This window comes from Streptomyces sp. NPDC026377, from assembly GCF_055567715.1.
Genome location: NZ_JBVHPV010000016.1, coordinates 42,453 through 66,389, shown reverse-complemented (window position 1 = coordinate 66,389; position 23,937 = coordinate 42,453). Strand labels below are relative to the sequence as shown.

At 71.9% G+C, this 23,937-nt stretch carries 21 protein-coding genes and 1 pseudogene; 2 read left to right on the top strand and 20 right to left on the bottom strand.

Features of this window, described 5'->3' with window-relative positions:
* Positions 1 to 31: 31 nt before the first annotated feature.
* The 13 genes and pseudogenes from ACZ4MU_RS27770 to proS form a co-directional block, all read right to left on the bottom strand.
* Entirely contained in the window at positions 32 to 340 is a 309-nt protein-coding gene (locus tag ACZ4MU_RS27770; RefSeq protein WP_003965949.1) for a DUF2469 domain-containing protein, read from the bottom strand.
* A 55-nt stretch (positions 341 to 395) separates the two neighbouring features.
* The gene (locus ACZ4MU_RS27765) at positions 396 to 950 is read right to left on the bottom strand and encodes an NUDIX hydrolase (protein ID WP_467881732.1); all 555 of its coding nucleotides are present in this window, start codon (positions 948 to 950) and stop codon (positions 396 to 398) included.
* On the bottom strand, positions 940 to 1,671 hold the full coding sequence (lepB, locus tag ACZ4MU_RS27760; protein WP_467881730.1) for a signal peptidase I: 732 nt from the start codon (positions 1,669 to 1,671) through the stop codon (positions 940 to 942). Before lepB (ACZ4MU_RS27760) ends, ACZ4MU_RS27765 begins: the two co-directional genes overlap by 11 nt.
* Positions 1,672 to 1,762: 91 nt before the next feature.
* The gene (gene lepB, locus ACZ4MU_RS27755; protein ID WP_467881856.1) at positions 1,763 to 2,710 is read right to left on the bottom strand and encodes a signal peptidase I; all 948 of its coding nucleotides are present in this window, start codon (positions 2,708 to 2,710) and stop codon (positions 1,763 to 1,765) included.
* Positions 2,640 to 3,767 (bottom strand): annotated as a pseudogene (gene lepB / locus ACZ4MU_RS27750) (signal peptidase I); the annotation flags it as partial. The pseudogene lepB (ACZ4MU_RS27750) and the gene lepB (ACZ4MU_RS27755), both read right to left, overlap by 71 nt.
* 289 nt (positions 3,768 to 4,056) lie before the next feature.
* Positions 4,057 to 4,830 carry a signal peptidase I gene (lepB, locus tag ACZ4MU_RS27745; RefSeq protein WP_467881728.1) on the bottom strand — a complete coding sequence of 258 codons (774 nt, stop codon included), beginning with the start codon at positions 4,828 to 4,830 and terminating at the stop codon, positions 4,057 to 4,059.
* Between the two features lie 78 nt (positions 4,831 to 4,908).
* Entirely contained in the window at positions 4,909 to 5,259 is a 351-nt protein-coding gene (rplS, locus tag ACZ4MU_RS27740; protein ID WP_358835129.1) for a 50S ribosomal protein L19, read from the bottom strand.
* 164 nt (positions 5,260 to 5,423) lie between these two features.
* A complete protein-coding gene (gene trmD / locus ACZ4MU_RS27735; RefSeq protein ID WP_467881725.1) occupies positions 5,424 to 6,245 on the bottom strand; it encodes a tRNA (guanosine(37)-N1)-methyltransferase TrmD in 822 nt (273 codons plus the stop codon).
* Positions 6,245 to 6,850, bottom strand: a complete 606-nt coding sequence (rimM, locus tag ACZ4MU_RS27730; protein ID WP_467881723.1) for a ribosome maturation factor RimM — start codon at positions 6,848 to 6,850, stop codon at positions 6,245 to 6,247. The genes trmD and rimM overlap by 1 nt, the downstream gene beginning before the upstream one ends.
* A 216-nt stretch (positions 6,851 to 7,066) precedes the next feature.
* Positions 7,067 to 7,306: an RNA-binding protein gene (locus tag ACZ4MU_RS27725; RefSeq protein ID WP_358835126.1), complete on the bottom strand. Its 240-nt coding sequence runs from the start codon at positions 7,304 to 7,306 to the stop codon at positions 7,067 to 7,069.
* A 2-nt stretch (positions 7,307 to 7,308) separates the two neighbouring features.
* Complete coding sequence (gene rpsP, locus ACZ4MU_RS27720) at positions 7,309 to 7,749, bottom strand: 30S ribosomal protein S16 (protein WP_358835125.1); 441 nt, start codon at positions 7,747 to 7,749, stop codon at positions 7,309 to 7,311.
* Positions 7,750 to 8,002: 253 nt separating this feature from the next.
* The gene (locus ACZ4MU_RS27715; protein ID WP_101390352.1) at positions 8,003 to 8,596 is read right to left on the bottom strand and encodes a hypothetical protein; all 594 of its coding nucleotides are present in this window, start codon (positions 8,594 to 8,596) and stop codon (positions 8,003 to 8,005) included.
* Positions 8,597 to 8,897: 301 nt separating this feature from the next.
* Positions 8,898 to 10,310, bottom strand: a complete 1,413-nt coding sequence (gene proS, locus ACZ4MU_RS27710) for a proline--tRNA ligase (RefSeq protein WP_467881720.1) — start codon at positions 10,308 to 10,310, stop codon at positions 8,898 to 8,900.
* Between the two features lie 165 nt (positions 10,311 to 10,475).
* Between proS and ACZ4MU_RS27705 the strand changes: the two genes are divergently transcribed.
* On the top strand, positions 10,476 to 11,309 hold the full coding sequence (locus ACZ4MU_RS27705; RefSeq protein ID WP_467881718.1) for a methyltransferase domain-containing protein: 834 nt from the start codon (positions 10,476 to 10,478) through the stop codon (positions 11,307 to 11,309).
* 13 nt (positions 11,310 to 11,322) lie between these two features.
* Here ACZ4MU_RS27705 and ftsH read toward each other — a convergent pair whose 3' ends face one another.
* The 6 genes from ftsH to nsdA all read right to left on the bottom strand — a co-directional run bounded on the left by ftsH (position 11,323) and on the right by nsdA (position 21,475).
* The gene (gene ftsH / locus ACZ4MU_RS27700; RefSeq protein WP_467881716.1) at positions 11,323 to 13,239 is read right to left on the bottom strand and encodes an ATP-dependent zinc metalloprotease FtsH; all 1,917 of its coding nucleotides are present in this window, start codon (positions 13,237 to 13,239) and stop codon (positions 11,323 to 11,325) included.
* A 221-nt stretch (positions 13,240 to 13,460) separates the two neighbouring features.
* Entirely contained in the window at positions 13,461 to 15,002 is a 1,542-nt protein-coding gene (ffh, locus tag ACZ4MU_RS27695) for a signal recognition particle protein (RefSeq protein WP_467881714.1), read from the bottom strand.
* Between the two features lie 498 nt (positions 15,003 to 15,500).
* On the bottom strand, positions 15,501 to 17,948 hold the full coding sequence (locus ACZ4MU_RS27690; RefSeq protein WP_467881712.1) for a [protein-PII] uridylyltransferase: 2,448 nt from the start codon (positions 17,946 to 17,948) through the stop codon (positions 15,501 to 15,503).
* A 37-nt stretch (positions 17,949 to 17,985) separates the two neighbouring features.
* The gene (locus ACZ4MU_RS27685) at positions 17,986 to 18,324 is read right to left on the bottom strand and encodes a P-II family nitrogen regulator (protein WP_004924863.1); all 339 of its coding nucleotides are present in this window, start codon (positions 18,322 to 18,324) and stop codon (positions 17,986 to 17,988) included.
* On the bottom strand, positions 18,321 to 19,664 hold the full coding sequence (locus tag ACZ4MU_RS27680; protein ID WP_467881710.1) for an ammonium transporter: 1,344 nt from the start codon (positions 19,662 to 19,664) through the stop codon (positions 18,321 to 18,323). The genes ACZ4MU_RS27685 and ACZ4MU_RS27680 overlap by 4 nt, the downstream gene beginning before the upstream one ends.
* Before the next feature lie 335 nt (positions 19,665 to 19,999).
* Positions 20,000 to 21,475, bottom strand: coding sequence for a transcriptional repressor NsdA (gene nsdA / locus ACZ4MU_RS27675; protein ID WP_467881708.1), 1,476 nt, complete (start codon positions 21,473 to 21,475; stop codon positions 20,000 to 20,002).
* A gap of 429 nt (positions 21,476 to 21,904) precedes the next feature.
* Between nsdA and ACZ4MU_RS27670 the strand changes: the two genes are divergently transcribed.
* Positions 21,905 to 22,552 (top strand): bifunctional DNA primase/polymerase, encoded by a 648-nt coding sequence (locus ACZ4MU_RS27670; RefSeq protein ID WP_467881706.1) that lies wholly within the window; start codon positions 21,905 to 21,907, stop codon positions 22,550 to 22,552.
* Positions 22,553 to 22,710: 158 nt separating this feature from the next.
* Here ACZ4MU_RS27670 and ftsY read toward each other — a convergent pair whose 3' ends face one another.
* Positions 22,711 to 23,928, bottom strand: a complete 1,218-nt coding sequence (ftsY, locus tag ACZ4MU_RS27665) for a signal recognition particle-docking protein FtsY (RefSeq protein ID WP_467881855.1) — start codon at positions 23,926 to 23,928, stop codon at positions 22,711 to 22,713.
* Between the last annotated feature and the right edge of the window lie 9 nt (positions 23,929 to 23,937).

The window sequence follows — 23,937 nt, the reverse complement described above, 5'->3', positions numbered from 1 at the left end:
CCTCCGGCCGGGAGCCGAACCGTCCGCCCGCTCAGCCCCCCGGAAGCTCCAGATCGCTCTTGTTGAGCTCCTCGATATTCACGTCCTTGAACGTGAGGACGCGGACCTGCTTGACGAACCGGGCCGGCCTGTACATGTCCCAGACCCAGGCATCAGCCATCGACACCTCGAAGAACACCTCACCCTGGACGGAGTGCACCTGCATCTCGTAGTCGTTGGTGAGATAGAAACGCCGCTCGGTCTCGATCACGTATTTGAACAGACCGACGACGTCGCGGTACTCCCGGTAGAGCTTCAGCTCCATCTCGGTCTCGTACTTTTCGAGGTCCTCGGCGCTCATGGCATGTTCCCCTTCAGCCGTGCGTCCCCCTATTGTGCGTCAGCCCCCCGGGCCCCTAGACGATTTCGGGAGCGAGGACCACCGGCGCGCGCGGAGGACCCTCGTCGAGCAGCGTGCGCAGCAGCTCGGCGAGTCTGGTCGGGTACACCGTCTCACGGGCCGCCGACAGTTCGGCGGAGGTCCACCACCTCAGCCCCGCGGTACTGCGTCGTTCCAGCTCGGTGAGGTCCGTCGGCGCGGCCTCGGTCCGGGTGGTACGGGCGAGGAAGTACCACTCGTCCTGGTTCCAGCGGCGGCCGTCGAAGGGGAACGAGCACGTCCGGCGCCACAGCACCGGGCCGAGCCGTACCTCGGTGATCCCGGTCTCCTCGGCCAGTTCGCGCAGCGCGGCCTCCTCCCGCGTCTCGTCGCCCTCCAGGCCGCCGCCCGGGGTGAACCACCACGTCTTTGCGGGGTCGTCCGGTTCGTATCCGTGCATCAGCAGGATGCGGTCCTGCGGGTCGAGCAGGACGACCCGGGCGACCCTGCGGAACTCCTGCGCCGTCTCGCCCCGCGCCTGCGGCCGACCGGAGCCCGCGGGCTCGCCCGGCCCCCCGGCCTCACCGGGCACCGGCCGCCACCCTCCCCCGTCCGAACCGCCGCGCCACCGGCCCGTACGCCGCGCCCACCACGATCAGTACCGCTCCGGCGACCACCGCCCCCACCACCAGCCTCAGCGGGCCGGGCTGGGAGATGCCGCCCGGGAGGGCCTGGAAGCCCGTCGGGCGCTTCAGCATGCCGTCCAGCGGCCATGCCACGGCGTCCACGCGCGCGCTGACGGCCGAGCGCGGCACGGAGCCGTTGGCCGCGTCCTCCAGGTGCACCCGTGAGTCCAGCGAGACGTCGCGCTCGTCGCCGAGGAGGAAGAGCTGGTCCTTGGGGACGGTGGCGTGGAACTTGGTCGTGGAGGCGGCCGTGTTGTGCAGATACGGTTCGTCGATCTCCCGGCCGTTGACGGTGAGTTTGCCGCCCCGGTCGCAGCAGCTGACGGTGTCGCCGCCGATGCCGACGACGCGCTTGACCATGGGGACGTTGCCCCAGGCCTTGTTCTTGAAGATCACCACGTCACCGCGTTTGACGTCGGCTCCGTCGATGCGCTGCGCGAGGACCCGGTCGCCCGCCTTGACGGTGGGGTTCATGGACTGGGTCGGCACCGTGTACGGCTTGTACGCGATGGCGCCCCAGGCGAACCCGCCGAGGAAGAGCACACAGCCGACGGCCACGGCCAGTCCCGACAGCAGATGGCCGAGACCACGGCCGCGGCCGTCGTCGTTGCGTCCTGTCGCGCTCATCCCAGTGCTCCTCCCCCGGTCGCCCGCGTCCTGCGCGGGCCCCGGAGATCGACGATCTGGGACGGCACCCTACCCGGCGGTATCCGTGCGGTCAGCCCTCACGGGTGAGGTCGGTGCCCTCGTTTACGTCACTCGTGCGGGTGAACCGGCGCCGACGCCACAGCACGATCGGCACCGCGCCCGCGAGCCCCGCCGCCATTGGGGCCGTCGAGGCCATGCCGTTGAGGCCCTTCTGGTCGAAGGTGCCCGGGATGCCGAGCCAGTCGATGCGGTTGAGCGGCCAGGCGATGGTGAAGGCGCGGCCGACGACCTTGTCGTCGGAGACCGTGCCGCCGCCGGGCAGCTCCTGGTGGTAGCGCGAGTCCAGCGAGTTCTGCCGGTGGTCGCCCATCACCCAGATCCGGCCCTTGGGGATCTTGATCGGGCCGAACGGCATGTCGTCGCAGGCGCTGTCGCCGGGGTAGATGTACGGCTCGTCCAGGGCCTTGCCGTTGACCTTGACCGGGCCGCCCTTCTTGCACTCCACGGTGTCGCCGCCGGTCGCGATGACCCGCTTGATCAGGTCCTTCTCCTCGGCGGACGGCATCAGGCCGATGAAGCTGAGGAACTTCTGCACCGCGTTGGGCTCGGCCGGCTTCTGGTCCTCCAGCCAGCCGCCCGGGTCGTGGAAGACGACGACCTCGCCGCGCTCGGGGGTGGAGCCGAACCACGGGGTCAGCTTGTCCACCAGGACCCGGTCTCCGCGCTGGAGGGTGTCCTGCATCGAGTCCGAGGGGATCGAGAACGCCTGTACCAGGAACGTCTTGATCAGCAGCGCGAGGATCAGCGCGATGCCGATGAGCAGCGGCAGCTCCTTCCAGAAGGAGCGCTGCTTCCTGGGGGCGAGGTCCGAGCCGCCGCCCGGCTCGCCGTCACCTCCCGAGCCGCCGTCGGCGGTGCCGCCACCGCCACCGCCGGTCCGGGCCTGTGCGGGAGAGTCGGCGGACCCGTCCGGCCGCTCCTCGGGCTCGTCGTGTCCGGATCGTGCGCCGACCGCCAAATCCCCCACATCCACTCCTCACTCCGTGCCACCGCCCGCGCCGTGCCAGGCGCAGGCCCACCACTCCCATAACGAGCGGGAGTTCCGCAGGGCTCGGGAGCCGGATCGCTTCGTTCGATTTCGGGTCATCCGATATCGATGTATGTACTGCGACTTCATGTGATCTGCCGGGATCCGCAGCCGGATCCCGGGAGGACACCCTATGCGACATGCCGAGTGCGGTGTCCGACCTGCCGGGCGCGTCCGGCACCGAGCCGAATGTCCCGGGCTCCTCCAGCCAGCGCCAGTGGTCGAAGGGCCAGCCGATCAGGACGGCCCGTCCGATGACCCCGCTCTCCGAGACGGTGCCGTGGTACGGCTCGTCGAGGTGGAAGCGGGAATCGGCTGAATTCGAGCGGTGGTCGCCCATCACGAAGAGCCGCCCCTCGGGCACCTTCACCTCGAAGGTGATCTCCGAGGGCGGGTTGCCGGGATGCACATAGGGCTCGTCCAGGGGTCTGCCGTTGACCATGACCCTGCCGCTGCCGTCGCAGCACTTCACGGTGTCGCCGCCGACCGCGACCACCCGTTTGATCAGGTCCTGCTCGTTGTCGGAGGGCAGCAGGCCGATGAAGGTGAGGGCCTGTTTGACCTGTTTGACGACGACCGGGTCGCTGTCTCCGGTGGTCTTCTTCTCGTCCTTCAGCCAGCCGCCCGGGTCCTTGAACACGACGACGTCGCCGCGTTGCGGCCGGGAGCCGAACCAGGGCGTGAGCTTGTCGACGAGCACCCGGTCGCCGATGGTGATCGTCTCCTGCATGGAGCCGGAGGGGATCACGAAGGCCTGGACGAGGAACGTCTTCAGTACGAGGGCGATGAGCACCGCCACTCCGACGAGCAGGGGTATCTCCTTGACCGCGGACCTGCGCCGGCGCCGCTTCACCTTGCGGGCGAGCCTGCGCCGGTCGGCCCGGCCCTGCTGGGCCCGGCGGCCGGGCGGGCGCGCGGGAGCGGAGGCGGCCGCCGGTGCGGCCTCGGCGGCGGGCGGGGCGGCCTGCGCGGGGTCCGCGGCCTCCACGGCGTCGGCAGCCCGGAAGAGCCCCGCGGAGCCGCTCGCGTACGCCGACGGCGTCCCGTCGGCGGCGAAGGCGTCGCCTAGCGGCTCGGTCCCGGCCTCCTCTGCGGGCCCGGCACGTCGGCCGGTCGCGGCCTCCTCGGCGGCCCTGGCACGTCGTCGGGGCGCGCCCGGCAGGTCACCGCGCCCCGCGCCGCCCCGGGCCGAGCGTGCCCCCGCGCGCGAGGTCGGCCGCGTGCCGGTGGGCAGGGGCTCGTCCGCCGGGCGGGGCGCCGAGCGCGGGCGCCCACGGCTACCCATGGGCGCCGCCCGCTGCGGGCACGCGCGCGAAGGCGCCGGAGCCGTCGACTCCCGACCAGCGGCCGAGCGGCCAGCCGATCCAGTCGACCCGGCCCACCACGTGGTCCACCGGCACCATGCCGCCGCCCGGGGAGCCCAGGTGGTCGCGGGAGTCGCTGGAGCGCGAGCGGTGGTCGCCCAGGACGAACAGCGTGCCGTCGGGCACCACGATGTCGAACGGCACCTGGGAGGGTGCGTCGCCCGGATGCACGTACTCCTCGGTCACCGGTGTCCCGTTCACCTGGACCCTCCCGCCCTTGTCGCAGCACACGATCCGGTCCCCGCCGACTCCGACGACCCGCTTCACGTACACGTTCCCGGCCGGTTCCCTCAGGCCCAGGGCCGCCACCGCTGAACGAAGGGCCCTGCCCACCGGGTTCCCCTCGGGGGGCTCGTCCGTGAACGAGCCGCGGCCGTCGAAGACGACGACGTCACCGCGGGCCGGACGGCCGCCGAACCGGTACGCCAGCTTGTTGACCATGACCCGGTCGCCCACCTTCAGGGTGGGCTCCATCGAGCCGCTGGGGATCAGGAAGGGCTGCATGACGAAGTGGCTGAGCAGCAGCAGGAAGAGCAGGCACACGGCGAGCAGGGCGGCGCTCTTGCGCCAGGGCCCTTCCAGGTGGCCGGCGAGGGCGGGAAAACGCGCGGAGCGCGACCTCCGCTCCGGCCCCGGCTGAGGGGTGGAGGGGAGGTCGCGCTCCGTGTGCTGTGCTTCGGTGTCCATCGGGGGCTGAGCCTATCCGCCCGTCCTGTGGACCCGTACGCGCGCGTGGTGGGCCGCAGCTCACCGCCGAGCCGGAGCTCAGTTGTCGCGCTTCTCCTTGATCTTCGCGGCCTTGCCGCGAAGCTCGCGCAGGTAGTACAGCTTCGCGCGGCGGACGTCACCGCGGGTGACGAGCTCGATCTTCTCGAAGATCGGGGAGTTCACCGGGAAGGTGCGCTCGACGCCGACGGAGAAGGAGACCTTGCGGACCGTGAAGGTCTCGGAGACGCCGGCGCCCTGGCGGCGGATGACAACGCCCTTGAACTGCTGGATACGGGAGCGGTTGCCCTCGATCACGCGGACGTGGACGTTGACGGTGTCACCCGGGCGGAAGGCGGGGACGTCGCTGCGCAGCGTCGCGGCGTTGACGGAGTCGAGCAGGCTGGCCATGTTCTTCTGCTTCCTCGCCGATGCCACAGGTCATCAGCGGAATACGTGATGGGGTTCGAGGTGCTGTCCGCGACCGGACCGCCGTGGGGCGACTCCCGCGTGCGCGGGGAACGCTTTGCCCTTCCCCCTGTGGCAGGGGCATGGGCCGGGCGTACAGCAGCGGCTTATTCTTCCACGTCCTGCGGCCTGCGCCAAAATCGGCCGCCGGGCTCGGGGGCCCAGCCGAGGATGGACAGCACCTCGCGGTCCTTCTTGTCGAAGGCGGCGGGGTCGCAGCGCTCGATCAGGTCGGGCCGGTTCTCGGCGGTGCGGCGCAGCGCCTCGTCCCGGCGCCAGCGGGCGATCCTGCCGTGGTGGCCGCTGAGCAGGACGTCCGGGATGCCGCGTCCGCGCCACTCGGGGGGCTTGGTGTAGACCGGCCCTTCGAGGAGGTTGGCCATGGCGCCGGGGGCGAAGGAGTCGTCGCGGTGGGACTCGGCGTTGCCGAGGACGCCGGGCAGCAGCCGGGCCACCGCCTCGGTGACGACCAGGACGGCGGCTTCCCCGCCCGCGAGGACGTAGTCGCCGATGGAGACCTCGTACACCGGGATGCGGGTGGCGTACTCGTCCATGACGCGGCGGTCGATGCCCTCGTAGCGCGCGGGCGTGAAGATCAGCCACGGCTTGCGGGAGAGCTCGACGGCGAGTTCCTGGGTGAAGGGCCGTCCGCTGGGGGTGGGGACGATCATGACGGGACCGTGCGCTCCCGCCTCGTAGCCGTCGGCCAGGGCGTCGTCGAGGCAGGCGCCCCAGGGGTCGGTCTTCATGACCATGCCGGGGCCACCGCCGTAGGGGGTGTCGTCGACCGTGTTGTGCCGGTCGCGGGTCCACTCCCGCAGATCGCGCACGTGGACGTCGAGCTGTCCACGCGCGCGTGCCTTGCCGACGAGGGAGACGTTCAGCGGTTCCAGGTACTCGGGGAAGATCGTGACGACGTCGAGCCGCATCAGTTCCGGGTCCCGTCGGTCTCGTCCCCGTCGGTCCCGGTGCCGTCGTCCGCCCCGTCCTCGTCGGCCTCGTCCCGGCCGGAGGCGATCTCGGCGCGGTCGTCGATCAGGCCGGGGGGCGGGTCGATGACCGCGCGCTGCTCGTCCAGGTCGATCTCGGTGACGATCTCCTCGACGAACGGGATCATGACCTCGGTGCCGTCGGGCCGCTCCACGATGAACAGGTCCTGGGACGGCAGGTGCGAGATCTCGGTGATCCGGCCGACCTCGGTGCCGTCGGTGAGGACCACGTCGAGGTCGATGAGCTGGTGGTCGTAGTACTCGTCGTCCTCGTCGGGGCGCTCGTCGGGGTCGACGTCGGCGATGAGCAGCGTGTTGCGCAGGGCCTCGGCGGCGGTCCGGTCGCGTACGCCCTCGAAGCGCAGCAGCAGGCGGCCGCTGTGGACGCGGCCGGTCTCGATGGTGAGCGGTCCGGTGGAGGCCGGGTCGGTGGCCAGTACGGCACCGGGGGCGAGCCGCAGCTCCGGCTCGTCGGTGCGCACCTCCACGGTGACCTCGCCCTTGATGCCGTGGGCGCGGCCGATCCGCGCGACTACCAGCTGCACGTCGTTCAACTTTCCTGTCGGATGCCTACGGCTTTTCGGTGACTACGGCTTTTTCGGGGACTACGGCTTTTCGGTGCTGCGGCGTTCTTGGTGGTGCGGCGTTCTCGGTGACCGCGTCCGCACGGCGACCGCGGCCGCACAGACGACTGCGGGCCGGGGAGGCCGCGTGGCCCTCCCCGGCCCGAGCCGGCGCATCTGATAAAACAACCAACTTTGTCAGTGGACCTGGTCCACGTCGACGAGGTCGACGCGGATACCACGGCCACCGATGGCGCCCACGACGGTACGCAGGGCGCGGGCGGTGCGGCCGTTGCGGCCGATCACCTTGCCGAGGTCGTCGGGGTGGACCCGGACCTCCAGCACGCGCCCCTTGCGCAGGGCGCGCGAGGCGACCTGCACGTCGTCGGGGTTGTCGACGATGCCCTTCACGAGGTGCTCAAGAGCCTCCTCGAGCATGCTCAGGCCTCGGTCGACTCGGCGGCGTCGGCCGGAGCCTCGTCCGCCTTCTTGTCAGCCTTCTTGGCCTTGGGGGTGATGGCCTCACCCTTGGTGTCGTCGCCCTCGAGAGCCTTGGCGAACTCGTCGAAGGAGCGGCGCTTGCTCTCCTTCGTCTCCGGCTGCAGCAGCGGCGCGGGGGCCGGGAGGCCCTTGTGCGCCTGCCAGTCACCGGTGAGCTTCAGGATGGCGAGGACAGCCTCGGTGGGCTGGGCGCCGACCGACAGCCAGTACTGCGCACGCTCGGCGTTGACCTCGATGCGCGACGGGTTGTACGTCGGGTGGTAGATACCGATCTCTTCGATCGCGCGACCGTCACGACGGGTGCGGGCGTCGGCGACGACGATGCGGTAGTGCGGCTGGCGAATCTTGCCGAGGCGCTTGAGCTTGATCTTGACTGCCACTGGAGTGGTGTCTCCTGGTCTTGACGTGGTTGGGCACAACGGGATGCCACGTGGGGTTGCGGTACTCAAAGTGCCCGATGGACGCGTCAGCCGGAGGCGAGAGGGTTCCTGTGCGGCTGTCGAGTACAGCTGTCCATTGTGCCACACGCCGGCGCCGGGCACGCCGGGGGTCCGTGGGGCACCCCCGGGCGGCGCACGGTGTGTGTCCGCGCCTTCCGGCCCGCGCCGCCCCCGTCGGGCGGCCGGTCCGGGGTCAGCTCGCCGCGGCCACGACCTCGGGGATGCGGAAGGGCTTGCCGCAGCCGCCGCAGACGATCGGCGCCTGGGCGAGCACGGAGGGGACGACGCGCACGTTGCGGCCGCAGTCGCAGACGGCCTTGACGCGGACGCCGCCGCCCGAGGAGCCGTGCCGTGCGGCCGGGCCCCGGAAGGAGCGCTTGGTGTCGGCGGCGGTGGCCACGGTGTGCGCCTTGAGGGCCCGCTGCAGCCGCTCGATGGTGGGCCGGTAGCGGCGCCTGGCCTCGGGATTCAGCGCGACCAGGGAGAAGCCGCTGCTGGGGTGCGGCTCCTCGGGATGGTCGAGGCCGAGCTCCTCGGCGATCGCCAGGAATCTGCGGTTGTGGTACCGCCCGGCCCGGGATGTGTCGCGGACACCCCGGGCGGCGGCAATGCCGTGGACTGCTTCGTGGAGCAGTCGCTCGAAGGAGAGCTCGGCGCCGCAGGCGGACGACGACTCTCCGATCAGGGACTCGGGCGCGGCAAGGTCAGGCAGCTCGGGGTGGTACCGCTGAATGTCGGCCCACGCCTGCGCCAGCTCTGCGGCGAGAACAGGTGGTGTCGTGCTCACGTCGTGACAACGAGCCGGAGTGCCCCGGTGTTCCTATTCCGGGGCATCCCAAATAATTTGCACGTACCCGTCAGTTGCCGTTGATGCGTCCGGACGAGGGCGGGTGCGCTGATCTGCCCAGAAGCCTCACAGCTCGCACCAAGGTAGTACGTAGCGGCGCGTACGCCCCGGCGCGTAGATGATGTCCACACGCCGGGATTCCAGGAACCGGCCGGTACGCAAGAGGCGTTTTCGGCCGACCGGAACAGGCCGCGCGCCGTTCCGTGAGAACGGTCCGTGAGAGCGGCTCCGCGGGAGCGACTCAGTAGGAGCGGGCGACGATGGCGACGGTACCGGGTGCGTCGTCGGTCTCGGGGACCGACCCGTCCTCGGCGACCAGACACCGTACGGAGACGGCCTGTTCGGCGAGCTTGGCCTCGCCCTCGGCGCCGAGCGTGGCCCAGGGGATGCGCGCCCAGCCGCCCGCGGTGGCCGCCTCGGCGGCCTCTTCGAGGGTGGTCACGTCGCTGGTGCGGGCCTCGCGGCGCTCGCGGGACTCGCGCAGCAGCTGCGCCTGGTCCTCCTCCAGGACCGCGGGCAGCAGGTCGCCGAGCGCGTCGATGGAGACGGGCTCCTTGCCGCCGGGGATGCGGCGGGCGAGCATCGCGGTGCCGGCCTCCAGGTCGCGCGGGCCGATCTCCACGCGTACGGGCACGCCCTTGAGCTCCCAGTCGACCGCGCGGCGGCCGAAGGGGGTGTCCACACGGTCGTCGACCTGGACGCGGATGCCGAGCGCCTTGAGGCGGGCGCCGATCTCGCGGACCTTGGCGACGGCCTCGTCGCCCTTGATCGCCATGACGACGACCTGGACGTGCGCCAGGCGCGGCGGCACCCGCAGGCCGTTGTCGTCGCCGTGCGACATGATCAGACCGCCGACCATGCGGGTGGAGACGCCCCACGAGGTCTGCCAGACCAGCTCCTGCTTGCCCTCCTTGGACAGGTACTGGGTGTTGAAGGCCTTGGCGAAGTTGGTGCCGAGCTCGTGGCTGGTGCCCAGCTGCAGGGCCTTGCCGTCGCCCATCATGCCTTCGAGCGTGAGGGTGTTGATGGCGCCGGCGAACCGCTCCTTGGCCGTCTTGCGGCCCAGGACGACGTCGATGCCCAGGACGTTGACCATGAAGTCGGCGTAGACGTCCTTGTGGATGCGGGCCGCGTAGTCGCGGGCGTCCTCGTAGGAGGCGTGGGCGGTGTGGCCCTCCTGCCAGAGGAACTCACTCGTACGGAGGAAGACGCGCGGACGCATCTCCCAACGGACCACGTTGGCCCACTGGTTGATGAGCAGGGGCAGGTCGCGGTAGCTCTGCACCCACTTGGAGAAGTAGTCGTTGATGATCGTCTCGGAGGTGGGGCGCACCACGACGGGCTCTTCGAGCTCCTTGCCGCCACCGTGCGTGACCACCGCGAGCTCGGGCGCGAAGCCCTCGACGTGCTCAGCCTCGCGAGTCAGGTAAGACTGGGGGATGAACAGCGGGAAGTACGCGTTCTGGGCGCCGGCGTCCTTGATGCGTGCGTCCATCTCCTGCTGCATCCGCTCCCACAGGCCGTAGCCGTACGGTCGGATCACCATGGTGCCGCGCACGGGACCGTTGTCCGCGAGCTCGGCCTTGTTGATCAGATCCTGGTACCAGCGGGGGAAGTCTTCCGCCTGGGGCGTGAGAACGGGTGCCTTTGCCATGGCGCGAATGGTACGGGCCCGGTGGCCCCGAACGTGAATCGCCCTCCCTCTGGACGGGATGGCGGATGCGGAGTTCCCTGGCATACGGGGGGAGTGCGACCGCACGTGCACGGGGGCTTTCCATCAGCGCACAGCTAACCTCTTCTGCGGATTGGGGCGCTTTCCATGACACCCACGCTCGTCCGGCACCAGTCCCCCACGGCCTCGGCCCCGCCCGCGCAGGCGCATGCCCGCGCGCGCGACTGGGCGGAGATCCAGGAGCGGATGCTGGTACCGCTCTACGAAGCGGTGTACGAGCGGCTGGAGGTGGGAGCCGCCACCCGGCTGCTCGGTCTGGGCTGCGGCTCCGGGCTGGCCCTGTTGATGGCGGCCGCGCGCGGCGCGCGCGTGACGGGTGTCGACACCCGGCCGGAGCGGCTCGCGCTGGCCCGTGAGCGGCTGCGCCCGGAGGGGGTGTGGGGGTCCGGCGGGGCCCGCCTCCTGGAGGGCGGGCCGGACATCGCGGCCGATCCGTCCGCGGCCCGCTACGACCTGGTGACGGCGTTCGAGCCGGTGGGCTGTGCGGCGGGCGACGCGGACGGCCTCGGGCCGGCGCTGGAGGCCGTGGTGGGGCTCGCCGAGCGCGGTGGCGCGGTGGTGCTGGCGGGCTGGGGTCCGCCGGAGCGGTGTGCGACCTCGGGCGTGCTGCGGGTGGCGGCCCGGCTCACCGACTCCCCGCGCTGGCGGCCGAGTCTGCGCGACGATCTGGAGGATCTGGCCTCCCGGGCCGGTCTGCGGCCCGACGGGTCGGGCCGGGTGGCGTGCCCCTTCGGCTACGCGGACATCGACAGCGCGGTGCGCGGGCTGCTCTCGACGGGCCTGTTCGACGCGGCGGCCCGGGCCACCGACCAGGTCCAGGTCGAGAAGGAGCTGACGGAGGCGCTGCATCCGCATCTGCGCGGGGACGGCACGGTGTGGATGCCGAACGTGTTCCGCTATCTGATCGCCCGTACGCCGTGAGGCCCCGGGGCGTTCAGGTGCCGGCCCCGGCCGCGCGCGCGATGCCCGCCGCGCGGTAGGCGGCCTCCTCCTCCAGCGTCTCGTTCTTCAGCAGCGCCTCGGCGAGCGCGTCCAGTCGGGGCCGGTGCTCGCGCAGCAGCCGGCACGCCTCGGCGTAGCACTCGTCGACGATGCGGCGCATCTCGGTGGCGATGGTGTCCAGGGTCTCGGGGGCGGCGGCGAGCCCGTACGCCTGCTGGGAGTCGCCGGGCAGGGCGGTGAGGGGGCCGATCTTCTTGCTCATGCCCCACCGGGCGACCATGCCGCGGGCCAGGTTGGTGACCTGCTCGAGGTCGTTCTCGGCGCCGGTGGTGATCACGTCGAAGACGATGTGCTCGGCCGCCATCCCGCCGAGCGCGCCGATGATGCGGCCGCGCAGATAGTCCTCGGTGTACGCGTACTTGTCGGCGTCCGGGGCGGACAGCGTCACGCCGAGCGCCCGCCCCCGGGGCACGATGGTGATCTTGCGGACGGGGTCGGCGCCGGGCTGGAGCATGCCGAGCAGGGCGTGGCCGCTCTCGTGGTAGGCGGTGCGGCGGCGCTCCTCCTCGGGCATCACCAGCGGCCGTTCCGCGCCGAGCTGGACCTTCTCCAGGGCGTCGGAGAGGTCCGACCGCGTGACCTCGCTCTGGCGGCGCTTGACGGCGAGCAGGGCGGCCTCGTTGGCGAGGTTGGCGAGTTCGGCGCCGGTCATGCCGGGGGTGGTGCGGGCCAGCTGGGCGAGGTCCACGTCCCCGGCCATCGGGATCTCCCGGGTGTGGATCTTCAGAATGGCTTCGCGGCCGCCCCGGTCGGGCGGGCTGACCTGCACGATCCGGTCGAATCTGCCGGGCCGGGTGAGCGCCGGGTCCAGGACGTCGGCCCGGTTGGTGGCGGCGATGACGACGACGCCCTCGGATCCCGAGAAGCCGTCCATCTCGGTGAGGATCTGGTTGAGCGTCTGCTCGCGCTCGTCGTGGCCGCCCATTCCGGCTCCGGCGCCGCGTGCCCGTCCGATGGTGTCGATCTCGTCGATGAAGATGATGGCGGGGGCCACCTTGCGTGCCTCGGCGAACAGTTCGCGCACCCGCGAGGCCCCCACGCCCACGATCATCTCGATGAACTCGGACGCCGAGGCGGAGAAGAACGGCACTCCCGCCTCGCCCGCCACGGCCCGCGCGAGCAGGGTCTTGCCGGTGCCGGGCGGGCCCGCGAGCAGGACGCCGCCGGGCATGCGGGCGCCCATCTTCCGGTACGCGGCGGGGTTCTTGAGGAAGTCGACGACGTCGTTGAGCTCACCCTCGACCTCGTCGATGCCCGCCACGTCCTCGAACGTGGTGCGCTTGTCCTCGGTCACCTCGACCGGTTTGGGCGGCGCCTTGCGGCCCAGCATCCCGCCGCCCATCCGGGCGCTCATCCGCCGCGCGACGAACAGCCACAGCACGACGAGCAGGAGCATCGGGGCGAGCGAGATCAGCAGGTTGGCCAGGAAGCTGCGGTGCTCGACGACCGGCTGGGCGGTGACGGTGACCTTCTGCTTGGTCAGCTGCGCCCACAGGTCGTCGTCGGCGAAGGTGGGGCGCTGGGTGGTGAACTTCGTGTACGTGTCGCTGCCGCCGGGCTCCTTCTGGGAGCTCTTGAGCTGGCCCTGGATGGCGTCGCCCTTGGAGTAGATCTTCTCCACGTTGCCGGCGGCGACCTGCCTGCTGAATTCGGTGTACGACAGCGTCGGCTCGTTGGCCTCGTCGAAGAACGAGAGGATCAGATTGGTGATCAGGTAGACGACGAGCGCGGTGAGGACGAGGCCGCCCCAGCCTCCGGGCATCTTGCGTTTCGGCGGGGGCGGCGGGGGCGCGCCCTCGGAGCGCCACGGCTGATCGGTGCGATCTCGTGGGGGGACGGGACTGGGCACACTGCTCTCCTTGGGCCGGTACGGCGATTATCGAAGAGCGGGCGGAGGGGGGCATTCCGGGTGGGCCGAAGGGGCCGGGGAACGCGAGAGGGCCCGCTGCCACGGGGCAGCGGACCCTCTCTCTTCCTTATAAGGATGTACGAGTCCTGGTCAGAAGGTACGAGCCCTCATCAGGAGGTACGTGTCCTCAGCGGGAGGTACGGGCGGGGTGGACCCGCCGGTCAGCCCATGAACTTCTTGAAGGCGTCGGGCAGTTCGAAGTCCTGCGGGACCTGCGCGGCGCCGGGCAGGGCCTGGGGACCCTGCTCGCGGCGGGCGGCAGCGGCCTCTTCCTCGGCCTTGCGCTTCAGCGGGTTGCCGCTCTTGCGCTTGCCCTTGGCCTGCTTCTGCTGCTTCTTCTGCCGGCCGGGACCGCCGCCCATGCCCGGGATACCGGGCATACCCGGCATGCCGCCGCCCTGGGCCATCCGCGACATCATCTTGCGGGCCTCGAAGAACCGCTCGACGAGGTTCTTGACCGCGCTGACCTCGACACCGGAGCCCTTGGCGATACGGGCGCGGCGCGAGCCGTTGAGGATGGTGGGGTCGTGGCGCTCACCCGGGGTCATCGACTTGATGATCGCGGCGGTGCGGTCGACGTCGCGCTCGTCGATGTTGTTGATCTGGTCCTTGATCTGCCCCATGCCGGGCAGCATGCCGAGCAGCTTGGAGATGGAGCCCATCTTGCGGACCTGCTCCATCTGCGCCAGGAAGTCGTCGAGCGTGAAGTCCTGGCCCTTCTTCGACGCCAGCTTGGAGGCCATCTTCTCGGCCTCTTCTTGGCTGAACGTCTTCTCCGCCTGCTCGATCAGGGTGAGCAGGTCACCCATGTCGAGGATGCGCGACGCCATGCGGTCCGGGTGGAACGCGTCGAAGTCGTCGAGCTTCTCGCCGTTGGAGGCGAACATGATCTGCTTGCCGGTGACGTGCGCGATGGAGAGCGCGGCGCCGCCGCGGGCGTCGCCGTCGAGCTTGGAGAGCACCACGCCGTCGAAGCCGACGCCGTCGCGGAAGGCCTCGGCGGTGTTGACCGCGTCCTGGCCGATCATGGCGTCGACGACGAAGAGGATCTCGTCGGGCTTGACGGCGTCGCGGATGTCCGCGGCCTGCCGCATCATCTCCTGGTCGATGCCGAGGCGGCCGGCGGTGTCGACGACGACCACGTCGTACTGCTTCGACCGGGCGTACTCGATGGAGTCCTGGGCGACCTTGACCGGGTCGCCCACACCGTTGCCGGGCTCCGGCGCGTAGACGGCGACGCCGGCGCGCTCGGCGACGACGGAGAGCTGGTTGACGGCGTTCGGGCGCTGGAGGTCACAGGCGACGAGCAGGGGCGCGTGGCCCTGGCCCTTCAGCCAGTGGCCGAGCTTTCCGGCGAGCGTCGTCTTACCGGCGCCCTGGAGGCCGGCGAGCATGATGACCGTCGGGGCGGTCTTGGCGAACCGCAGCCGGCGGGTCTCACCACCGAGGATGGTGATGAGCTCCTCGTTGACGATCTTGACGACCTGCTGGGCGGGGTTGAGCGCCTGGGAGACCTCGGCGCCGGACGCGCGCTCTTTGACCTGCTTGATGAAGGCGCGGACGACGGGCAGGGCGACATCGGCCTCGAGCAGGGCGATACGGATCTCGCGTGCCGTGGCGTCGATGTCCGCCTCGGACAGGCGGCCCTTGCCCCGGAGGTTCTTGAATGTCGCGCTGAGGCGGTCGGAGAGGGTGTCGAACACGGTGGTCGCGGATCCTCGGCTCGTAGGGCGGTCGGGTGAACGCCCCCCAGGGTATCCCGGGAGAGGTTTTCCCCACCCCGCCCCGTTCCCTTTACCCCGGGGGGGCGAGTGGGGGTGGAGGCAGCCGGCCGGGGGCTACGCCCCCAAACCCCTGGCCCGCGCCCCTGGAGTGCCCGGTGTTCGTCTGCGGACCGCTGGGCGGCCAGTCGCGCAGTTCCCCGCGCCCCTTGGGTACTTCCGGCCGCTGCGTCTTCGGAGGCGCGGCCCGGAGCGATTCAGCCCCGACGGCGTTTGAGGAGCGGGGTCCGGGGCGGAGCCCCGTAACGGGCTCAGGGGCGCAGCCCCCTCGTGGGGCCCAGAAGCGCAGCCGCCCTCGCGGGGCAGGGGCGCGGCCCCCAGCGGGGTGCGGGGGCCGCAGGCCCCGCCGGGGGCCCCGGGAAGATCCAGTTCAGCCCCCACCCACCCCCGGAGGGTTCAGGGAAGGGGCGGGGTGGGGGGCTAACCCCCCGTGGGATGCAGCGCCCGCTCCACCCCCCGCGCCACCCCCACCGCCACCTCCACCCCCAGCGGCTCCCCTCCCCCGTCCGTCACATAGAACGCGTCCACCGCGTTCGCCCCCAGCGTCGAGACGTGGGCGCTGCGCACCCGTACCCCCGCACGGTCCAGTTCGCGGCCGATCCGGTGCAGCAGGCCCGGCGCGTCCTGGGCGCGGACCTCGATCACCGTGGCCAGGCGGGACGCCGCCGGGGCGACCGTGACGCGGGGCGGGGGCGCGGCCGGGCCACGGCGGCGGGCCGCCTCGCGTTCGGCGAGGCGGGCCGGGAGGTCCAGGGAGCCGTCCAGGGCGCGCACCAGGTCGGCGCGGAGCCGGGCCGCCTGCGGGAGCGAGCCGTACTCGGCCGCCACCCGCCACTGCAGCAGAAGAATGTCCCCGGCCAGGGGATCGGGCAGCTCGATCGCCCGCAGCTCGGCAGTCCGTACGGTCAGGCGGTGCATCGCCAGCACGCCCGCCACCGCCGGAAGCACCCCGGACTGGTCCGGGACCGCGATGAGCAGCTCGACGCCGAGCGGCTCGCGGGCGCTGTCGTCGGCCGGCTCCTCCGGGTGGGCGCGCAGCGCGAGGACCGGCCCGCGCGTGCGGTGCGCCTCCATCGCGAGCCGCTCCTGCTCGGCCGTGGTGAGGGGCGGCTCGGGGTCCACCGGCTCCCCCGCCAGGACCGCCCCCACCCGCTTCACCAGCTCCGCCACGAGCGAGCCGCGCCAGGCGGACCAGGCAGCGGGCCCCGTGGCCAGCGCGTCCGCCTCGGTGAGCGCGTGCAGGAGTTCCAGCGTGGAGGAGGTACCGACCGCGTCGGCCACCGCCCGTACCGTCACGGGGTCGTCCAGATCGCGCCGGGTCGCCGTCTCGACGAGCAGCAGGTGGTGGCGGACGAGCGCGGCGATCACGGCCACGTCGTCCTTGTCGAAGCCGATCCGGGCGGCCACGTCGCGCGCGATGACCTCGCCCGCCACGCTGTGGTCGCTGGGCCAGCCCTTGCCGATGTCGTGGAGCAGGGCCGCCACGAGCAGCAGGTCGGGCCGGTGGACGCGGCGGGTGAGCGAGGAGGCCCGTACGGCGGTCTCCACCAGGTGGCGGTCTACGGTCCAGGTGTGCACGGCGTTGCGCTGCGGGCGGCAGCGCACCCGCTCCCAGTCGGGCAGCAGCCGGGTGATCAGGCCCTCGGCCTCCAGCGCCTCCCAGACGGGCACGGTGGACTCGCCGGCGCCCAGCAGCGTCACCAGCTCCTCGCGGGCCTCGGCGGGCCAGGGCACCGGCAGCGGCCGGACCGCGGCGGCGAGCCGGCGTACCGCGTGCAGCGAGAGCGGCAGCCCGGAGCGGGCGGCGGCCGCGGCGGCCCGCAGCGGAAGGACCGGGTCCCGTTCGGGCTTCGCGGCGAGCGCGAGCACCACCTCCCCGTCCTGCTCGACCACCCCTTCGGCGAGCGGGGTCCGCTGGGGGGCGGCCGTGCGCCCGCCGAGCAGGCTCCGCAGCCGGGGCCGGGCCGAGCGGGCGCGCAGGACCCGCCCGACCTCGCGCCAGGTGACGTCACTGGCGTACGCGATGGTCCGCGCGGCCTCGTACACCTGCCGCAGCAGCACGTCCGCGTCCAGCACGCCGAGCGCGTCGGCGACCGCGTCCTGCTCCTGGAGGGCGAGGCGGTCGGTGGCCCGGCCGGTGACCAGGTGCAGCGCGTCGCGGACGTCCAGGAGGCGCCGCCGGGCCTCGTCCAGGCCCTCGCGGGGCGCGTCCGCGAGCCAGGACGCGGCGACCGCGCGCAGGGCGGTGGCGTCCCGCAGCCCGCCGCGCGCCTCCTTGAGGTCGGGTTCGAGCAGGAACTGCAGCTCGCCCTGGCGCTCATGCCGCTCGCGGCAGAGCGCGTCGAGTTCGGGCAGCCGTCTGGGCGCGAGGTTGCGCCAGTCGGCGAGGACGGTGGTGCGCAGGGCGGCCGTCAGGCTCTGCTCACCGGCCAGATGGCGGGCGTCGAGCAGGCCGAGGTGGACCTTGAGGTCGGCGCCCGCGGCCCTGCGCGCCTCGGCGGGGGTGCGGACGGAGTGGTCCAGGGCCAGGCCCAGGTCCCAGACCGGGTACCAGAGGCCGTCGGCGAGCGCGGAGACGGCGCTCGCGCTCGCGCTGCCGTCGTGGACGAGCACCAGGTCGAGGTCGCTGCGGGGCGACAGCTCGCCGCGTCCGTAGCCGCCGACGGCCAGCAGGGCGGCGCCGCGCACCCCGGCCGCACGGGCGGCGCCGGTGAAGAGCTGGGCCAGCCAGTCGTCGGTGAGCCGGGCCAGGGCGGCACGGCGCGGCGGCCCGGACCGCGCCTCCTGCTGGAGGAGGCGCAGCCGGGCCGCCGCGTAGCCGCCGGATCCGGAGTCCTCTGTGTCTGTGCTGACGTCTGTGCTCGTCACCCGGCAGCTCCTGTCCGTACCGAATCGGGGGGCCGGCTCAGAGGGCGTCGGGTCCGCGCTCGCCGGTGCGGACCCTCACCGCCGTCTCGACCGGCACGCTCCACACCTTGCCGTCACCGATCTTCCCGGTCCTGGCGGCCTTGACCACGACGTCGATCAGCTGCTCGGCGTCGTCGTCCTCGACCAGCACCTCGATGCGGATCTTGGGGACGAGGTCGACGGTGTACTCGGCGCCGCGGTAGACCTCGGTGTGGCCGCGCTGGCGGCCGTATCCGCTGGCCTCGGTGACCGTGAGGCCGTGCACCCCGAAGGCCTGGAGGGCTTCCTTGATCTCGTCCAGGCGGTGCGGCTTGACGACCGCGGTGATCAGCTTCATGCGTCCACCTTCTTGTTCTGCGCTGCCTTCTCGCTCGGGGCCGGGGCGTGCGTGCGCACGGCGGTGCCGCCGCCGGCCCCGCTGAAGTCGTACGCCGTCTCGGCGTGCTCGACCTGGTCGATGCCCGAGACCTCGTCGTCCTCGGCGACCCGCATCCCCATCGTCTTGTCGAGCGCGAAGGCGAGGGCCGCGGAGACGACGAGCGAGTACCCGAGGACCGCGCCGACGCCGATGGCCTGCTTGCCGAGCTGGTCCAGGCCGCCGCCGTAGAAGAGGCCCTTGGCGTCGGACTGTACGCCGCCGGTGGCGAAGAGGCCGACGAGGAGGGAGCCGGCGATGCCGCCGACCATGTGGACGCCGACGACGTCGAGGGAGTCGTCGTAGCCGAAGCGGTACTTGAGGCCGACGGCCATGGCGCACAGCACACCCGCGATGGCGCCGACCGCGATCGCGCCGAGCGGGCTGACGCAGCCGCCGGAGGGGGTGATGGCGACGAGGCCCGCGACCGCGCCGGAGGCGGCGCCGAGGGTGGTGCAGGAGCCGTGGCGCAGCTTCTCGTAGCCGAGCCAGGCGAGCATGGCGGCGGCGGTGGCGACCTGGGTGTTGACGAACATCACCGCGCCCACGCCGTCGTCGTTGCCGAGCCAGGAGCCGGCGTTGAAGCCGAACCAGCCGAACCACAGCAGTCCGGCTCCGAGCATGACCAGCGGCAGGCTGTGCGGCCGCATCGGGTCCTTCTTGAAGCCGACGCGCTTGCCGATGACGAGGATGACGCCGAGGGCCGCGGCTCCGGCGTTGATGTGCACGGCGGTGCCGCCCGCGAAGTCGATGACGCCCTTCTTGAAGAGCCAGCCGTCGGAGGCCCACACCCAGTGCGCGACCGGGAAGTAGACGGCCGTGACCCACAGGGTGATGAACAGCGCCCAGGCGCTGAACTTGACGCGGTCGGCGAGCGCGCCGCTGATCAGCGCCGGGGTGATGACCGCGAACATCAGCTGGAAGACCGCGAAGACGTAGACCGGGACGGTGTAGCCGGGCCACAGCTGGACGATGCCGATGCCGCTGAGCCCGAGGTAGTCCCTGGACCAGCCGACGAAGCCGTTGGACTCGCCGAAGCTGAGGCTGAAGCCGTACAGCACCCACAGGATCGTCACGATCCCGAGGCTGATGAAGCTCATCATCAGCATGTTGAGTGTGCTCTTGACGCGGACCATGCCTCCGTAGAAGAAGGCCAGGCCGGGGGTCATGAGCATCACCAGCGCTGAGCAGATCAGCATGAATCCGGTGTTGGCGCTGGACAGCTGAGGCGTGTCGGCTGCGAGCGTGATGCCTGGGGGCATCGGCGTCTCCTCGTCGTCGGTACGGCGGCCCGTGCGGGGCGAACGAGTGGCTGCGAAGGGGTGGGCCGTTATGCGCCATGAGGTTGGCGCAGCGCGGTTTCCGTCGATGCCGCTCGATGTTTCGCCGCCGTGACGAAGAGGTCGGGCGTGTTACGCGGACATGAACTGCCGGATCATCGCCCAGGGGGCCGGCCGCCCGTGCCATGCACGCTCACGGGTGACCGGCCGCGACGTCTCCCGGTTGACCTGGCGGGGGGAGCCGAGTCGGAGTGTGCCGGGATGGGCGTCGCGGCCGGCGTTCTGTATGCCACCGTGGCGGTGCCCCGGGGGGGCGGTCAGACGGCCTCCGCGGTCTCGGGCAGCTCCCGGCCGAGGAGGTCGGTGAACTGGATGACCTCGGCCACGTCCCCGAAGTCCCGCACGGCGGTGTCGACGGTCTTGCGCAGCCGGGTGTTGACCCGCTCGGAGCGGACCGTCTTGGCGATCTTCAACGCCTCTCCGGCCAGCACGGTGGACTGTTCGGGCTCGCGCTTGAGGAGGTGGACGGTGGCCATGCCGATGAGATTGAGCGCGTACGACCGTTGGTGGATCTCGTCCTTGGCGAAGAGCTCGACCGCGCGCTCCATGACGGGCTCGGCGAGCGTCGCGTACGTGGGGCTGCGGCCGGCCACGTAGGCGAGGTCGCGGAAGGAGTGGGCGTTCTCCCCGTTGAGTTCGGCCTCGGAGAAGAACTGGATCCAGTCGGGCTCGGGCTCGCCGTCGAGCCCGGTGTCGCCGAAGGTGTCCTCGGACATCCGGACGGCCCGCTTGCACTTGCTGGGCTGGCCCATGTTCGCGTACGCGCGCGCCTCCATCGCATACAGCATCGCCTGGGTGCGGGGGGTGGCGCAGTCGCGGCTGCCGTACTGGGCGAGGTGGATGAGTTCCAGGGCGTCGTCGGGGCGGCCGAGGTGGATCATCTGGCGGCTCATCGAGGACAGGATGTACGACCCGAGGGGCTTGTCGCCGCACTCCTTGGCGGCGTGCAGGGCGAGCACGAAGTACTTCTGGGCGGTGGGCTGGAGGCCCACGTCGTAGCTCATCCATCCGGCCAGTTCCGCGAGTTCCGCCGCGACCCGGAACAGCCGGCGGGCGGTGGCCTCGGGCTGGGGCTCCTGGAGGAGGTCGGTGACCTCGTGGAGCTGGCCGACGACGGCCTTGCGGCGCAGTCCGCCGCCGCACTGGGCGTCCCACTGGCGGAACATCTCCGTGGTGGTCTCCAGCAGGTCGAGCTCGGGCGGGGAGAGCCGGGAGGGGCGCCGGGCGTTGGCGGGGGTCTCCACGTTGACGGACTCGCCGGGCGGCGCGGGCACCAGCCAGCGCTGCATGGGCTCGATCAGGGCGGGGCCGGCCGAGAGCATCAGGGAGGTGCCGAGGAAGCCGCGCCGGGCCAGCATCAGGTCGCTGCGCGAGTACTCGCTGAGCAGGGAGACGGTCTGGGGGCCCGCCCAGGGCAGGTCGACGCCGGAGACGGACGGGGACTGGTGTGCGGTGCGCAGCCCGAGGTCCTCCACGGCCACGACGCTGCCGAACCGCTCGGAGAACAGCTCGGAGAGGATGCGCGGGATCGGCTCGCGCGGCATCTCGCCGTCGAGCCAGCGCCGGACCCGGGAGGTGTCCGTGCTGATGTGGTGCGCGCCCAGTTGGCGCGCCCGTCGGTTGACCTGGCGCGCCAGCTCGCCCTTCGACCAGCCGCTCCGTACGAACCACGAACTCAGCTGTTCGTTGGGGCGCTTGCCGGCGCTCGTACCGCTAGCCCCACTGCCGCCCACTGGAACGCCCCCATTCGGCTAAAGCCCTGCGCGTCTTCTCTGTCACGCGAACCCCTGTCAGAATGCCGCGAGTTCATGCTTCCTGTCCGCAGGACGCGACCCTCCGGACGGTACAGCTCCTTGCCTTTGGCATACCCACGCGTGGGCGCGATTCCAGGGTCCGTGTACTGAAAGTAATCCTACGATCACCCCTCTGGCGAGGGCGATTCCACAATCGCCACCATTCGCCACCCCTTTGAATGAACTCCCCCGGCGCCGTGCGCGATTCACTTGACACAGGTCGAACCGGAGTCGATGGAACGGTGCACGCGGGGGCGCGTGGACCGGTTCGCACCACCTCCCCTTCCGCAGCGAGCCGTTGGGTGAGCAGTGTGCGATCAGGGGACTCCGGATCGTAACCACCGTCGAGGAATACCCGTTGGAGGAGGCATGGGCTTCACGATCGGCGGCGGCCGGGGGATCCGCGAAATCCGGCCCGGCACGCGGCGCCGCGGCCGGGCGACCGAGGTGACGGCGGTGGCCGAGTACACGGGCCTGTGGGGCTGGGACGTCGCCCCGGGGGCGCGGGAGCTCTCCGGCCAGTGCTCCTGCGGGGACTCGGCCTGCCCGGCGCCGGGGGCGCATCCGCTGGCCTTCGCGCCCGAGGTGCCGGCGGGCGCGACCCTGGACGAGGTCGGCAAGGCGTGGGCGGAGTGCCCGGGGGCCTCGGTGCTGCTGCCGGTGGGCCGCAGCTTCGACGTCCTGGACGTGGCGGCGCCGGCCGGGCGGCGGGCGCTGGTGCGCCTGGAGCGGATGGGGCTGCCGCTGGGCCCGGTGTCGACGACCCCGGCGGGCCGCACGCACTTCTACGTGGCCCCGGGGGCGGCGGCCGAACTGCCGCGCCTGCTCTACCGGATGGGCTGGGACGACGCCGATCTGGACCTCGTCTGCCCGGGCCCGGGGCAGTACGTGCAGGCACCCCCGTCGGGAGACGTCCACTGGCTGCGCCCCCCGTCCCTGGACACCGCGAGCCGTCCGCCGGAGGCCCGTCTGCTCCTGGGCACCCTGGCGTACATCTGCCACCGGGCGCCGTTCTGAGGAGTACAGGACGAAGGGCCCACCGCATCGCGATGGGCCCTGCCTCTCCTGGGGACGCGCCTGCCCCACGCGCAGCCGTACACCCCTGAGGGGCGCGGGGAAGCGCGCGGGCGGCCCGTCACCGGCCCGCGGACGAAGACCGGGCCGACGGTGCGCGCTCAGTCCCCGATGAGCGCGTCCACGAACGCCCCCGGCTCGAACGGCGCGAGGTCGTCCGCGCCCTCGCCGAGCCCGATGAGCTTGACCGGTACGCCCAGCTCGCGCTGGACGGCGATGACGATGCCGCCCTTGGCGGTGCCGTCGAGCTTGGTCAGCACGATGCCGGTGATGTCGACGACCTCGGCGAAGACCCGGGCCTGGACCAGCCCGTTCTGCCCGGTCGTCGCGTCGAGGACGAGCAGGACCTCGTCGAGCGGCCCGTGCTTCTCCACCACGCGCTTGACCTTGCCGAGCTCGTCCATGAGCCCGGTCTTGGTGTGCAGCCGCCCGGCCGTGTCGATGAGGACGACGTCCGCGCCCTGCGCGATGCCCTCCTTGACCGCGTCGAAGGCGATCGACGCCGGGTCGCCGCCCTCGGGGCCGCGCACGGTACGGGCGCCCACGCGCTCGCCCCAGGTCTGGAGCTGGTCGGCGGCGGCGGCGCGGAAGGTGTCCGCCGCGCCCAGGACGACCGACTTGCCGTCGGCGACGAGCACGCGCGCGAGCTTGCCGGTGGTGGTGGTCTTGCCGGTGCCGTTGACGCCGACGACCATCACGACGCCGGGGACGTCGGAGCCGCTCTCGGTGGTGCTGCCCTCGGTCCTGACCGTGCGGTCGAACTCCGGGCCGAGGATCGCGACCAGCTCCTCGCGCAGCAGCGCGCGCAGCTCGGCGGGGGTGCGGGTGCCGAGCACCCGGACGCGCTCGCGCAGCCGCTCGACGAGCTCCTGGGTCGGGGCGACGCCCACGTCCGCGGTGAGCAGGGTGTCCTCGATCTCCTCCCAGGTGTCCTCGTCGAGGTTGTCCCGGGACAGGAGCGTGAGCAGCCCCTTGCCGAGCGAGTTCTGCGAGCGGGCGAGCCGGGCGCGCAGCCGGACGAGGCGGCCGGCGGTCGGCTCGGGCACCTCGATCTCGGGCGCGGCGGGCGCCTCCTCGACGACGACGGGGCTCGCCGGCGCCTCGGGGAGGGCGATCTCCTCGATGGCGCGGCGCTGCTCCTCGGCGCTCTCCGCGGCGTCGTCGCCGACGTGCGGCTCGGCGGGCGGGGCAGTGATGGTCGGCGTGGACGGCGGCGCCGTGGGCGGCAGCTGCTTCTTCTTGCGGCTGCTGACCACGAGCCCGCTGATCGCGCCGACCGCGACCAGGGCGATGACTACGGCAAGGATGACGAATTCCATAACGTCCCC